12 protein-coding genes are annotated in these 14,155 nt (G+C 61.9%); 2 read left to right on the top strand and 10 right to left on the bottom strand.

Annotated elements, in window-relative coordinates; genetic code table 11:
* Positions 1 to 6: 6 nt before the first annotated feature.
* Positions 7 to 564 (bottom strand): hypothetical protein, encoded by a 558-nt coding sequence (locus tag BLW50_RS21685; protein ID WP_090706467.1) that lies wholly within the window; start codon positions 562 to 564, stop codon positions 7 to 9.
* A 111-nt stretch (positions 565 to 675) separates the two neighbouring features.
* Between BLW50_RS21685 and BLW50_RS21680 the strand changes: the two genes are divergently transcribed.
* Positions 676 to 1,251 (top strand): DUF4337 domain-containing protein, encoded by a 576-nt coding sequence (locus BLW50_RS21680; protein WP_090709509.1) that lies wholly within the window; start codon positions 676 to 678, stop codon positions 1,249 to 1,251.
* 194 nt (positions 1,252 to 1,445) lie between these two features.
* Here the strand turns inward: BLW50_RS21680 and lpdA are convergent, their stop codons facing one another.
* The 8 genes from lpdA to zapE all read right to left on the bottom strand — a co-directional run bounded on the left by lpdA (position 1,446) and on the right by zapE (position 12,405).
* Positions 1,446 to 2,849 (bottom strand): dihydrolipoyl dehydrogenase, encoded by a 1,404-nt coding sequence (gene lpdA, locus BLW50_RS21675; RefSeq protein WP_090706464.1) that lies wholly within the window; start codon positions 2,847 to 2,849, stop codon positions 1,446 to 1,448.
* Positions 2,850 to 2,893: 44 nt separating this feature from the next.
* Positions 2,894 to 4,102, bottom strand: coding sequence for a 2-oxoglutarate dehydrogenase complex dihydrolipoyllysine-residue succinyltransferase (gene odhB, locus BLW50_RS21670; protein WP_090709507.1), 1,209 nt, complete (start codon positions 4,100 to 4,102; stop codon positions 2,894 to 2,896).
* 62 nt (positions 4,103 to 4,164) lie between these two features.
* The gene (locus BLW50_RS21665; protein WP_090706461.1) at positions 4,165 to 7,128 is read right to left on the bottom strand and encodes a 2-oxoglutarate dehydrogenase E1 component; all 2,964 of its coding nucleotides are present in this window, start codon (positions 7,126 to 7,128) and stop codon (positions 4,165 to 4,167) included.
* A gap of 72 nt (positions 7,129 to 7,200) precedes the next feature.
* A complete protein-coding gene (gene sucD, locus BLW50_RS21660) occupies positions 7,201 to 8,085 on the bottom strand; it encodes a succinate--CoA ligase subunit alpha (RefSeq protein WP_090706459.1) in 885 nt (294 codons plus the stop codon).
* 9 nt (positions 8,086 to 8,094) lie between these two features.
* Positions 8,095 to 9,294 carry an ADP-forming succinate--CoA ligase subunit beta gene (gene sucC, locus BLW50_RS21655; RefSeq protein WP_090706457.1) on the bottom strand — a complete coding sequence of 400 codons (1,200 nt, stop codon included), beginning with the start codon at positions 9,292 to 9,294 and terminating at the stop codon, positions 8,095 to 8,097.
* 86 nt (positions 9,295 to 9,380) lie between these two features.
* A complete protein-coding gene (mdh, locus tag BLW50_RS21650; protein WP_090706453.1) occupies positions 9,381 to 10,343 on the bottom strand; it encodes a malate dehydrogenase in 963 nt (320 codons plus the stop codon).
* A gap of 256 nt (positions 10,344 to 10,599) precedes the next feature.
* Positions 10,600 to 11,217 (bottom strand): TetR/AcrR family transcriptional regulator, encoded by a 618-nt coding sequence (locus tag BLW50_RS21645; protein WP_090706450.1) that lies wholly within the window; start codon positions 11,215 to 11,217, stop codon positions 10,600 to 10,602.
* A gap of 12 nt (positions 11,218 to 11,229) precedes the next feature.
* Positions 11,230 to 12,405 carry a cell division protein ZapE gene (zapE, locus tag BLW50_RS21640; RefSeq protein WP_244544344.1) on the bottom strand — a complete coding sequence of 392 codons (1,176 nt, stop codon included), beginning with the start codon at positions 12,403 to 12,405 and terminating at the stop codon, positions 11,230 to 11,232.
* A gap of 249 nt (positions 12,406 to 12,654) precedes the next feature.
* On the opposite strand from zapE, the gene BLW50_RS21635 reads away from it, so the two are divergent.
* Positions 12,655 to 13,293, top strand: a complete 639-nt coding sequence (locus tag BLW50_RS21635; protein ID WP_090706445.1) for a GNAT family N-acetyltransferase — start codon at positions 12,655 to 12,657, stop codon at positions 13,291 to 13,293.
* A gap of 82 nt (positions 13,294 to 13,375) precedes the next feature.
* Here BLW50_RS21635 and BLW50_RS21630 read toward each other — a convergent pair whose 3' ends face one another.
* The gene (locus BLW50_RS21630; protein WP_090706443.1) at positions 13,376 to 14,155 is read right to left on the bottom strand and encodes a succinate dehydrogenase iron-sulfur subunit; all 780 of its coding nucleotides are present in this window, start codon (positions 14,153 to 14,155) and stop codon (positions 13,376 to 13,378) included.

The raw sequence follows: 14,155 nt of genomic DNA, 5'->3' as shown, positions 1-14,155 counted from the left end.
CGCGCGCTAGCTGAAGCGCCGGCGGATGCGTTGGCGCAGACGCAGCACCAGCCTGTTGAAGCCCGCCGTTTCCCGCCGACCGCCAGCCATGCGCAAGGCCCATGCGCGCTGCGCCCGCATGAATTCCGCCAGCTGCTGTTTATAGGGATCGACGAGGCGATGTGCCCAATCGCGCCAGCTCATGACCAGCACATAGAGGCGCCGAAACCAATCGAGCGTCATCAGCTTTTCAGACGTCAGATTGTAGAGAAACGCTGTGACGCCAAGGCCGGCGACCTTGGCGGCGAAGAAGGCACAGCCGCCGAACACAAAATGGCCCTTGGCGATCAGCCACAGCGCCGCGACCTTGAACGGAAAGATGACGAGGATCGGAATGCAGAACAGGCACAGCGCCGCATAGGGCGGTAGGCGTTGGATGAGACTTGCGATCCAGGCCTTGAACCGCTCGAACGGAATGACCCGCGCCAGCCAGTCACCCAGCGCGCGGAACAGGTCCCAGAGCCACGCCTCGAACAGGAAGAGCAAGGCAAGAATATAGAGCGGAATACGATGAAGTCGGCGCATGTCTAATTGCGTCATGAAATTGTGGCGAAGTTGGATCGGAGCCCGACTTGATTGCAGGCCGGACACGATGACAGCTTGCCGGGATCGATGATTCGGACTTCGGAGACGTTCATGTCGGAGCATACACATATGCCGGAAGGCGGCGGCAACAAAGGGGTCGCACTGCTGATCGCGATCCTCGCCCTCATGCTGGCCTTCGCCGAGATGGGCGTCAAATACGGCGAGCGCGAAGCGGTGGCGCATAATCTGGAAGCCTCAAACCTATGGGCTTTCTTCCAAGCCAAGACGGTGCGCCGCACGACTGTGCAGGTAGCGGCCGAACAGATGGAAACGCAGCTGCCGCTGGCCACCGATCCCAGCGTAAGAGCCGCGATGGAAAAGCGCATCGCCGATTGGAAGAGCACGGCTGATCGCTACGACTCGGAGCCCTCAACCGGCGAAGGCCGTCAGCAGCTCGTCGAGCGCGCCAAGCAGGCCGAGGAAAAACGCGACCACGAACGGGCCCGCAATGAATTGTTCGAGATCGCCTCGGCCTTGGTGCAAATCGGCATTGTGCTGGCTTCAGCGATGATCATCACCGGCATCGCGGCCCTGGCCTGGGCCGCAGGCGGCCTCGGCGGCATATCCTTCATCGTGATGCTGTGCGCGATGCTGAAGCCGGAAGTGCTGCATCTCGTGCTGCACTGAGAACACGCGCTGGAATCTTGGTGTCATACCGGACACGCCCAGCGTGATCCGGTATCCAGGGGCAGGCGGTAAAGCGTTTAATCGCAGCAGCGATGCAACGTCTTCAACGCATCAAGATAAGCGGCATTCGTCACGCGCTCTGGTTCCCGGATCGCCTGCGGCATCCGGGAAGACACAGAGGGCAGGCCTATCCACTAGAAGTGGATTGAACGCTTCTCGACGCCGAGCGCAGCTTCCTTCACCGATTCCGACAAGGTCGGATGGGCGTGACAGGTGCGCGCCAGATCTTCCGACGAACCGCCGAATTCCATCAGCACCGCCGCTTCGGCGATCAGCTCGCCAGCCGCGAAGCCGACGATGTGCACACCGAGCACCTTGTCGGTCTTGGCATCGGCCAACACTTTGACGAAGCCGTCGGTGGCGCGCATGGCGCGCGCGCGGCCGTTCGCCGACATCGGGAACTTGCCGACATTGTAGGCGATGCCAGCGGCCTTCAGCTCTTCTTCGGTCTTGCCGACGGCGGCGATCTCAGGCGTCGTATAGACCACGCCCGGAATGACGTCATAGTTCACATGGCCGTGCTGGCCGGCGATGATCTCAGCCGTCGCAATGCCTTCGTCCTCGGCCTTGTGCGCCAGCATCGGCCCGCGCACCACATCGCCGATCGCATAGATGCCGGCGACATTGGTCTTGAACTGATTGTCGATGACGACCCGGCCGCGCTCCAGCGCGACGCCCACCGCTTCGAGGCCGAGGCCATCGGTGTAGGGCCGGCGGCCGGTCGCCACCAGCACCACATCGGCATCGAGCTTCGTGGCTTCGCCACCTGCCACCGGCTCGAACGTCACCGACGCGCCGGACTTGCCCTTGGCGATCGCCGTCACCTTCGACGACAGTTTGAACGTCACGCCCTGGCGTTCCTGCAAACGCTGGAACTGCTTGGCGACTTCGCCATCCATGCCCGGCAAGATGCGATCGAGGAATTCGATCACCGTCACTTCCGCACCCAAACGCTTCCAGACGGACCCAAGCTCGAGGCCGATCACGCCGGCGCCGACGATCACCATCTTGCCTGGCACTTTGGCCAGCGACAGCGCGCCCGTGGAACTGACGATGGTCTTCTCGTCGAAGTCGACCGCAACGCCGGGAGGCGTCGCCACGTCGGAACCGGTGGCGATGACGATGTTCTTGGTTTCGAGCGCCTGCGTCTTGCCGTCCTCGCCGGTCACAGTGACCTTGCCGGCAGCGGCGATCGTGCCTGTGCCGAAGACGGTATCGATCTTGTTCTTCTTCATCAGGAAGGCGACGCCGTTGACGTTGCCCGCCACGGTGTCGTCCTTATGCTTCATGAAGGCGGCCATATCGAGCTTCGGCTTGCCGACGACAACACCGAGAGCCGGGAAGTCATGGGTCGCCTGCTCGAACATTTCCGAAGCGTGCAGGATCGCCTTCGACGGGATGCAGCCAATGTTCAGGCAAGTGCCGCCCAGGGTCTTGCGCTTTTCCACCACGGCGACCTTCAAGCCGAGCTGCGCCGCACGGATGGCGCAAACATAGCCGCCAGGGCCGGTGCCGATAACAACAAGATCGTAGGACATCACTCACCGCATTTTAAAAGAACAACGATCGATCGCCGACAAGATTAAAGGTCGAGCACGAGCCGGGCCGGATCCTCCAGCGCTTCCTTGACGCGCACCAGGAACGTCACCGCTTCCTTGCCGTCAACGACGCGGTGATCGTAGCTCAGCGCCAGATACATCATCGGGCGGATTTCGATCTTGCCGCCAACCACCATCGGACGTTCCTGGATCTTGTGCATGCCAAGAATGCCCGACTGCGGCGCATTGAGGATCGGCGTCGACATCAGCGAACCGTAGATGCCGCCGTTGGTGATGGTGAACGTACCGCCCTGCATTTCGTCGATCTTGAGCTGGCCGTCGCGAGCGCGCTTGCCGAAATCGGAGATCGCCTTTTCAACGCCGGAAATGCTCAGGTGATCGGCGTCGCGCACCACCGGCACGACCAGGCCCTTTTCGGTGCCGACCGCGATGCCGATGTGATAGTAATTCTTGTAGACGAGATCGGTGCCGTCGATTTCGGCGTTGACTGCCGGAACGTCGCGCAACGCCTGCACGCAGGCCTTCACGAAGAAGCCCATGAAGCCGAGCTTGGCGCCGTTCTTCTTCTCGAAGATATCCTTGTACTTGGCGCGCAGCGCCATGATTTCCGTCATATCGACTTCGTTGAACGTCGTCAGCATGGCGGCGGTGTTCTGCGCTTCCTTCAGGCGGCGCGCGATGGTCTGGCGCAGCTTGGTCATGCGCACGCGCTCTTCGCGCGAGGCATCGTCGGCGGGCGAGGGCGCGCGCACGGCGATCGGCGCGGGAGCCGCCGCAGGCTTCGGCGCGCTGGCGGCGTCAAGCACATCACCCTTCAACACCTGGCCGCGCTTGCCCGAACCCTGAACCGCATCGACATCGACGCCCTTGTCGGCGGCAACCTTCGCGGCAGCGGGTGACGGCGGCATCTTGCCATCGGCCTTGGCTTCGACTTTCGGCGCTTCCGCCTTGGCGGCGGCGGGTTTGGCGGCAGGAGCCGCAGCGGCGCCCTGTCCACCAGCCGTGATCTGGCCGAGCAACGCGCCCGGCGCCACGGTCTCGCCGTCCTTGGCGGTGATCTCAGCCAGCACGCCGGCGGCCGGCGCGTTCACCTCGAGGGTGACCTTGTCCGTCTCCAGCTCAAGCAACGGCTCGTCGGCCTTCACCACATCACCGGCTTTCTTGAACCACTTGCCGATGGTCGCTTCTGAAACGGATTCGCCAAGAGTAGGAACGCGGATTTCTGTTGTCATCGGTGTCTTCCCGCCCACGGGCGGCCTTTCAAGGTGATCAATCAGTGGAGACGGGCGCGGTGTTATTCCGCGAACGCCTCATCGAGGAAGGACTTGAGCTGCGCCAGATGCTTCGACATCAGACCCGTCGCCGTCGCCGCCGATGCCGGACGTCCGACATAGCGCGGGCGCTTGGAGACGCCACCGGCCTGCGACAGAACCCATTCCAGATAGGGTTCGACGAAGGCCCAGGCGCCCATGTTCTTGGGCTCTTCCTGGCACCAGACGACTTCCGCTTTCGGGAAGCGCGACAGCTCGTTCACCAGCGCCTTGAGCGGGAACGGATAGAGCTGTTCGGTACGTAGGAGATAGACGTCATCGACGCCGCGCTGCTCACGATCCTCATAGAGGTCGTAATAGACCTTGCCGGTGCACAACACGACGCGACGGATCTTCTCGTCCTTGACCAGCTTGATCTTGTCGCCCGCCTTCGAGCGCTCGGCATCGTCCCACAGGAGACGATGGAACGACGAACCGGTCGAAAGATCAGCCAAGGTCGACACCGCGCGCTTGTGGCGCAGCAGCGACTTCGGCGTCATCAGGATCAGCGGCTTGCGGATATCGCGCTTCAGCTGGCGACGCAGGATGTGGAAGTAGTTCGCCGGCGTCGAGCAATTCGCCACCTGCATATTGTCTTCCGCGCACATCTGCAGGAAGCGCTCGAGACGGGCCGAGGAGTGTTCCGGGCCCTGGCCTTCATAGCCATGCGGCAGCAGGCAGACGAGACCCGACAGACGCAGCCACTTGCGCTCGCCCGATGAGACGAACTGATCGAACACGACCTGCGCGCCGTTGGCGAAATCGCCGAACTGCGCTTCCCACATGGTCAAGCAATTCGGCTCGGCCAGGGAGTAGCCATATTCGAAGCCCAGCACCGCCTCTTCCGAGAGGATCGAATTGATCACCTCGTAGCGAGACTGGCCGTCGCGGATGCGGTTGAGCAGAACCAGGCGTTCTTCGTTCTCTTGATCGATGAGAACCGAATGACGCTGCGAGAACGTGCCGCGCTCGCTGTCCTGGCCGGAGAGGCGCACCGGATGGCCTTCGTCGAGCAGCGAGCCGAAGGCAAGCGCCTCGCCCATCGCCCAATCGATATCGGTGCCGGTGTCGATCATCTTACGGCGGTTCTCGATGAACCGCTGGATCGTCTTGTGGACGTTGAACCCTTCCGGGATCGTCGTGATGGCATTGCCGATGGCTTGCAGCTTCGACAACTCGACGCCGGTTTCGCCGCGGCGCGGATCGTCGGTGATGCCTTCGCCAGCCTTCAGGCCGGCCCAGCGACCATCCAGCCAGTCCGCCTTGTTCGGCTTGTAGGATTGGCCCGCATCGAACTCGATATCGAGCTTGCCACGCCAGTCAGCCACCGCGGTGTCGACTTCCTCGCGGCTGATCACACCCTCGCCGATCAGGCGATCTGCATAGAGTTCCTGGATCGGCTGATGATTGCGGATGTTGCGATACATCAGTGGCTGGGTGAAGCCCGGCTCGTCGCCTTCGTTGTGGCCGAAGCGACGGTAGCAGAACATGTCGAGGACGACCGGCTTGTGGAACTTCTGCCGGAACTCGATCGCCACCTTGGCGGCGAACACCACCGCTTCCGGATCGTCGCCGTTGATGTGGAAGATCGGAGCTTCGATCATCTTCGCCACATCGGAAGGATAGGGCGAGGAGCGCGAATAGCGCGGATAGGTGGTGAAGCCGATCTGGTTGTTGACGATGAAATGGATCGAACCGCCGGTGCGATGACCCTTCACGCCCGACAGACCGAAACATTCCGCGACGACGCCTTGGCCGGCGAAAGCCGCGTCGCCATGGATGAGCAGCGGCAGCACCGTGCTGCGCTCGGTCAAGTCGCCGAGCTGATCCTGCTTGGCGCGCACCTTGCCGAGCACGACCGGATCGACGATCTCGAGATGCGACGGGTTGGCGGTGAGCGACAGATGCACCTTGTTGTTGTCGAACTCACGGTCCGACGAAGCACCCAGGTGATATTTGACGTCGCCCGAGCCTTCCACTTCGTCAGGCGTGAACGAACCGCCCTTGAACTCGTGGAAAATGGCGCGGGTCGGCTTGTGCATCACATTGGCGAGCACGTTGAGGCGGCCACGATGCGGCATGCCGAGCACGATGTCGCGCAGGCCAAGCGCACCACCGCGCTTGATGATCTGTTCGAGCGCGGGAACCATCGCTTCGCCGCCATCGAGGCCGAAACGCTTGGTGCCACGGAAGCGCAGATCGCAGAACTTCTCGAAGCCTTCGGCCTCGATCAGCTTCTGCAGGATGGCGCGCTTGCCTTCGCTGGTGAAGGTGATTTCTTTATCCGGCCCTTCGATGCGCTCTTGAATCCAGGCCTTCTCGGCCGGATCGGAGATATGCATGAACTCGAAGCCGATCGTGCCGCAATAGGTGCGCTTCAGGATCGCCAGCATCTCGCGGATGGTGGCGAACTCCAGACCCAGCACATTGTCGAGGAAGATCGGCCGGTCCCAGTCGGTCTCGGCGAAGCCGTAGTTCGACGGATGCAGCTCTTCGAGATCCTTCACCGCGGCGAGGCCAAGCGGATCGAGATTGGCGTGCAGATGGCCGCGCATGCGATAGGCGCGGATCATCATCAGGGCCCGGACGCTGTCGCGCGTCGCCCGATGCACATCGGCATCGCTGGCCGGCGCGCCCTGCTTGGCAGCCTTGGCGACGATCTTTTCGCCGATGGCCTTTTCGACCTGTGCCCAATTGCCGTCGAGCGCCGAGACCAATTCGCCATTGGCGGGGATCGGCCAGTTCGGCTGCTTCCACGAGGCACCGCGGGCGTTCTCGGCGATATCTTCGGCATCATCGCCTAGGCTGGCGAAGAAGTCCCGCCACTCGCCGTCGACGCTCGACGGATCCTTGCGATATTTGTCGTAGAGGCTCTCGATATAGCTCGCGTTGGCGCCATCAAGAAACGATGTCCTGCTCAGCGCAGCGTTTGAATCCTGACGTGACATGGTCGTTTTCCTCGCAGCGTTTTACGCCGTTTATGGCAACCGAAAGGGCCGGGCTTACGCCCGGCCTGAAACTCAACCCTTCAGCAGCTCGGCCAGCGTGTGGCCAAGCCTGGCGGGCGACGGCGAGACTTTGACACCCGCTGATTCCATCGCAGCGATCTTGTCTTCCGCCCCACCTTTACCGCCCGAAATAATGGCGCCAGCATGACCCATGCGCCGTCCCGGAGGAGCCGTGCGCCCAGCAATGAAGCCAACCATCGGCTTCTTGCGACCACGCTTGGCTTCGTCCTTAAGGAACTGCGCCGCGTCTTCTTCCGCCGAACCGCCGATTTCGCCGATCATGACGATGGACTTCGTGGCCTCGTCGGCCAGGAACATTTCCAACATGTCGATGAACTCGGTGCCCTTGATCGGGTCACCGCCGATGCCCACCGCCGTCGTCTGGCCGAGGCCTTCCTGGGTGGTCTGGAACACTGCTTCATAGGTCAGCGTGCCCGAGCGCGAGACAATGCCGACCGAACCCGGCTTGAAGATATTGGCCGGCATGATGCCGATCTTCGATTCACCGGCGGTGACGATGCCCGGGCAGTTCGGACCGATCAGCCGCGACTTGGAACCCGCCAGCGAGCGCTTAACGCGCATCATGTCGAGCACCGGCACGCCTTCGGTGATGCAAACGATCAGCGGGATTTCCGCATCAATCGCTTCACAGATAGCGTCGGCCGCGCCTGGCGGCGGCACATAGACCACGGTCGCGTCGGCGCCGGTTTCCTGGCGCGCTTCGGCCACGGTGTTGAACACCGGCAGGTTGAGATGGCGTGAGCCACCTTTGCCCGGCGAAACACCGCCGACAACCTTCGTGCCATAGGCCAACGCCTGTTCCGAATGGAACGTGCCGTTCTTGCCAGTGAAGCCCTGGGTGATGACTCGGGTATTCTTATTGATCAGAATGGACATCGGGGCTCCTTACGCGGCGGCCTTGACGGCGTTCACGATTTTCTGCGCCGCATCGTCGAGATCGTCGGCAGGGATGACGTTCAGGCCGCTCTCACGAATGATGCGCTTGCCCTCCTCCACATTCGTGCCTTCGAGGCGAACCACCAGCGGCACTTGCAGGCCGACGGTCTTCACCGCTGCCAGCACACCACGGGCGATCACGTCGCACTTCATGATGCCGCCGAAGATGTTGACCAGGATGCCCTTCACGTTCGGGTCGGCGGTGATGATCTGGAACGCCGCCGTCACCTTCTCTTCGCTGGCGCCACCGCCGACGTCGAGGAAGTTGGCCGGCTCCATGCCGTAGAGCTTGATGATGTCGAGCGTCGCCATGGCGAGGCCGGCGCCGTTGACCATGCAGCCGATGTTACCGTCGAGCGCGATGTAAGCGAGATCGTGCTTAGAGGCTTCGATCTCCTTGGCATCTTCTTCGGTCTCGTCGCGCAGGGCGACGATCTCGGGATGTTTGTAGAGTGCGTTGCTGTCGAAGGAGATCTTCGCGTCGAGCGCCTTGAGCTGACCCTGCTTGGTGATGATCAGCGGGTTGATCTCAAGCATCTCCATGTCCTTGGCGACGAACGCCGTATAGAGCTGCGTGACAATCTTGCCCGCCTGCTTGGCGAGATCGCCTTCAAGGCCGAGCGCTTCAGCGACGGTGCGGCCATGATGCGCCATGATGCCGGTGACCGGATCGACAGAGAAGGAAACGATCTTCTCCGGGGTGTCATGCGCGACGGTCTCGATGTCCATGCCCCCTTCGGTCGACACGACGAAGGAGATACGGCTGGTCGTGCGATCGACGAGCGCTGAGAGGTAGAATTCCTTCTCGATGTCGGAACCGTCTTCGATATAGAGCCGGTTGACCTGCTTGCCGGCCGGGCCGGTCTGCACGGTGACGAGCGTGTTGCCGAGCATCTGCTGGGCGAAGGTCTTCACCTCGTCGATCGACTTGGCGAGACGCACGCCGCCCTTGTCGCCGGCAGCGGCTTCCTTGAACTTGCCCTTGCCGCGGCCACCCGCGTGGATCTGCGATTTGACGACCCAAAGCGGGCCGCCGAGTTCCTTGGCCGCCGCTTCCGCGTCGCTGGCCTTCAGAATGGCGACACCTTTTGAAACCGGCACGCCGAATTCCTTCAGCACTGCCTTGGCCTGATACTCGTGAATGTTCATGCAAACCCCCGGATGCCGCTTGGGCGATCGGCTTCAGTGCAAACCGTCACGAACCATGGCAGCGGTTCGTGACGGATCGATTGTGATCAGGCGAGAGCCGGATTGATGGTCTTGCAGGCGTCAACCAGCGACTGCACCGACTTCACCGACGTCGCGAACATTTCCTTTTCGGCCGCATCGAGCGAGATCTCGACGATCTTCTCAACGCCATTCTTGCCGATCACTACCGGCACGCCGACATACATGTCCTTCACGCCATACTGGCCGTTGAGGTAAGCGGCGCAGGGCAGCACGCGGCGCTTGTCGCGCAGATAACTTTCGGCCATCGAGATCGCCGAGGAGGCCGGCGCATAGAAAGCCGAGCCGGTCTTGAGCAAGTTGACGATCTCGCCGCCGCCGCCGCGGGTGCGCTTGACGATAGCGTCGAGCTTCTCCTGCGTGGTCCAACCCATCTTGATGAGATCGGGAAGCGGAATGCCAGCAACCGTCGAGTAACGCACCGACGGCACCATGTCGTCGCCGTGGCCGCCGAGCACGAAGGCCGTCACGTCTTCGACGGAAACGTTGAATTCTTCAGCGAGGAAATAACGGAAGCGTGCCGAGTCGAGCACGCCAGCCATGCCCACCACCTTATTGGTCGGCAGGCCGCAGGCCTTCTGCAACGCCCACACCATCGCATCGAGCGGGTTGGTAATGCAGATGACGAAAGCGTTCGGCGCATATTGCTTGATGCCCGCGCCAACCGAGTCCATCACCTTCAGGTTGATGCCGAGCAGATCGTCGCGGCTCATGCCGGGCTTACGCGGCACGCCAGCGGTCACGATGATGACATCCGCGTCCTTGATCGCCGAGTAATCGTTCGCGCCGGTCATCTTGGCATCGAAGCCTTCCACCGGGGCGGCTTCGGCGAGATCGAGCGCCTTGCCCTGCGGGGTGCCTTCCATGATGTCGAAGAGGACGACATCGCCCAATTCTTTGATACCGGCCAGCAGAGCGAGCGTGCCACCAATTTGTCCCGCACCGATCAATGCAATCTTATTTCGCGCCATAGGTTGACGTCCTTCGCAGTTGAATCTGGGGCCTCTATTCAGGCCGGCGCGCGTCTTTGACTCTTTCTGACGATCCAGGCAAGCCAAACCAGCATCTTGAATCGCATTGATGCGCTGCAATGGCAGCGATCGCCAAGCGCCAGCTTTGCTATATTCATGCGTTAATTCAAATTCTTAGGATGATTTTCCGGTGCCCGCCAGCACACGGAAAATTTATGTAACAATTTTCAAATTTTGTAAATTATTACGCCGCTTCTCATAGAACTTGCCGCAGCCCGCCGACAAGCGCCCGGGTCACCAGAGCGGTCACCCGATCAAGGCGAAGCTGAAGCTGGTCGCGCGGCACTTCCCGGTCGTGCCAGACCGCCGCCGGATGGATGAAACGGTGCAACACGTCGAAAACCAGCGCCATGGCGCGGCGTTGATCGGAAACCAGAAAAACACCGGCCGCAATGCCGTCCTCGATCACCTGCTGCACTTCCTGCTGCAGCCGGGCGCGATGCCGCCGCGCCCCCGCCCGGCCCTTTTCGAGCGATTCGACGAAGATGGCGAACAGCTCCGGCTCCGCCTCCAGCTTGTCGCGATAGGCCCGGTGCAGCAGGCTGACAAGCCGCTCCAGCTTGTCGTCGGCCGGATCGGGCCCGTCGGCCACCTCGCGCAATCGGCCCTCGACCGGCTTCAACCAACGGTCGCCCAGCGCCTCGAACAGCGCCCATTTGGAGGGGAAATAGCGATAGACATTGGCATGCGACATGCCGGCCTCGGCGGCAATCGACACGATCGTCGTCTTGGCGATGCCGAAGCGACGAATATGCGCGGCGGCGATCTTCAGAAGCCGGGCATCGACCGGTTCAGGCTGAGCTCGGCGCGCCATGCGACCCTCCGGTTAAGTGTCAATCAGCCCAGTCGTATCGCCAGACGCTTCCGACGTGACATGACCATGCGGCAAAGCCAGATATTCTTCCGATCGCATCTCGATCAAACGTGAGCCGGTGCGCTCGAACTCAAACGCTTCGCGACCTTCGGTTGCCGTATAGATTTGGGTCGGCTCCGCTTCGGCCGAGGCGATCAGTTTGACGTGACGATCATAGAGCGTGTCGATCAGATTGATAAAGCGCTTGGCTTCATTGCGCTGGCTCGGTCGGATCACCGGAATGTTCTCGATGATCACCGTATGGAAGTGCTCGGCGATGGCGAGGTAATCCGCTGCCGCCAGCGGTTTCTCGCATAGGTCGCGAAAGGTGAAGCGCGCCACGTTAGCCGCTTGTTCCGGCACAGGCACATCGCGGCCCAGCACGCGCAAGGTTGTCGCCGTGCCGTGCTCAACGCCGGTGAGCGATTTGAACATGCGGTCGATCGCGGTGCGCGCCGCCGCATCCGGCGGCACGTAATAGACCGACGATCCGCTGAGCTTCTCAAGCCGGAAGTCGGTACGCGAATCGAGCGTCACCACATCCATCTTCTGGCTCAGCAACGCGATGAACGGCAGGAACAACGCCCGATTAAGCCCGCCCTCATAAAGGCGTGAGGGCTCGACATTCGATGTCGCCACAACAATGACGCCGCGCGCGAACAGCGCTTCGAACAACCGGCCCAGCAACATCGCATCGGCGATGTCGGTGACGCTGAACTCGTCGAAGCAGAGCAGGGTCGCTTCGTCCGCCAGCGCCTCGGCGATCGGCGGGATCGGTTCGTCACCCTTAGCGGTGCCGGCCTTTTTGGCCTGGCGCCAGGCGTGCACGCGGGCATGCACGTCGGCCATGAAGGCGTGGAAGTGGACGCGCTTCTTGGCCACGACCGGCGCCGCCTCGAAGAATAGGTCCATCAGCATGGTTTTGCCGCGACCGACCGAGCCCCAGATATACAGGCCGCGTATCTCGACCTTGGCCTGGCGGCGGCCAAACAGCCAGCCAAGCGGGCTGGATTTGCGCGCCAGCTGGCGCTCGCGCAGCGCTTCGGCCAGTTGGTCGAGCCGGCGCACCAGCTTGCGTTGCGCTGGGTCGTCCTCGAAATGTCCGTCGCGGACATGCTGGGTATACAAATCCGAAACGGTCTGGGTCACGTGACAACGGGCTGTGAAATGAAACCAACCCACTTACCGGCGCAGGCGTGGGCAGCGCAAGCGCGACAAACAGCCCGGCTTGAATTTCCGCTCCTGGCCATCATTTTATCGATATTGCAGCGCAGCATATCCTTGGGATATCAAGGATACTGCCAGGCACCGACTTCGTCACTGATTCGAAAGGGAGTTACCTTCGTCCGATTGTCCGGGAGCGGAGACAGTCGGTAGGAATTACAAGGTTTTGACGCAATGCAACATGTATTACCCCCCTCACGCCCCCCTGCGCAGAGCCGCTATGCGCCGCAGGACGGCGAACAGTTCCGCCGCATCTGGCGCGCCGACGAGGCCGCCTTCCGCGACCACCTCCTCCGTCTCGACCCGCAAAGCCGCCATGACCGCTTCGGTTTCGGCGTCTCCGACGATTTCATCGCCCGCTATGCCGAGCGCTGTTTCGGCATGGATGACGTGATTCACGGCTTCTTCGTCGACGGCGTCCTGCGCGGCGCCGGTGAATTACGCGGACTTGGCCATGGCTTGCCGCTCGCCTTTGGTGGCGCGGCCGAAGCCGCTTTCAGCGTTGAACGTGACTGGCGCGGCCGCGGCATCGGCACCGAGCTGATGGAGCGCATCGTGCGCGCGGCGCGCAATCGGCGCGCCGGCGAGCTCTACATGAGCTGCCTGCCGCACAACACGCCCATGCAGCGCATCGCCCGCAAGTTCGCCGCCGTCCTGCAGCACGACATCGACCAGGTCGACGCCGCCTTCAAGCCGGTGGCGGCCTCGCCAGCCTCGGTCTGGCAGGAAATGGTGGAAGACAGCGCCAGCTTCGCCATCGCCATGGTCGATCTGCAGAAGCGCACTTGGCTGAAGGACAAGCCGGCCGACTGACGCGTTCAACATTCCAAAACGAAGAGAGCCCGGTTCTGCGATCAGAACCGGGCTCTTTTGTTTTATCAGCCTGCGCGGAGGCTCAGATTTGCCGCGCCACCATCATGTTCTTGATCTCGGCAATCGCCTTCGCCGGGTTCAGGCCCTTCGGGCAGGTCTTGGCGCAGTTCATGATCGTGTGGCAACGATAGAGACGGAACGGATCCTCGAGATTGTCAAGGCGCTCGCCGGTCGCTTCGTCGCGCGAATCGATCAGCCAGCGATAGGCCTGCAGCAGAACGGCGGGGCCGAGATAACGATCGCCATTCCACCAATAGCTCGGGCACGAGGTCGAGCAGCAGGCGCACAGAATGCACTCGTAAAGACCGTCTAGCTTGACGCGATCCTCATGCGACTGCCGCCATTCCTTCTCCGGCTGCGGCGTCACCGTCTTCAGCCACGGCTCGATCGAGGCGTGCTGGGCGTAGAAGCGCGTCAGATCGGGAACGAGATCCTTCACCACCGGCATGTGCGGCAGCGGATAGATCGCCACCGCGCCCTTGATCGTGCTCATGTCCTTGGTGCAGGCGAGCGTATTGGCGCCGTCGATGTTCATGGCGCAGGACCCGCAGATGCCTTCGCGACAAGAGCGGCGGAAGGTCAGCGTCGGATCAACCTTGTTCTTGATCCAGATGATGGCGTCGAGCACCATCGGCCCGCAATCGTCCATATCGACATGATAGGTGTCGATGCGCGGGTTCTGCCCGTCGTCCGGGTTCCAACGATAGACACGGAACTCGCGCACGTTCTTGGCGCCAGCCGGCTTCGGCCAGGTCTTGCCCTTTGTCGGCCGCGAGTTCTTCGGAAGTGCGAATTCGACCAT

Source organism: Beijerinckia sp. 28-YEA-48, assembly GCF_900104955.1.
Taxonomy (GTDB): Bacteria; Pseudomonadota; Alphaproteobacteria; order Rhizobiales; family Beijerinckiaceae; genus Terripilifer.
This window is presented reverse-complemented; position numbering and strand designations above follow the sequence as displayed.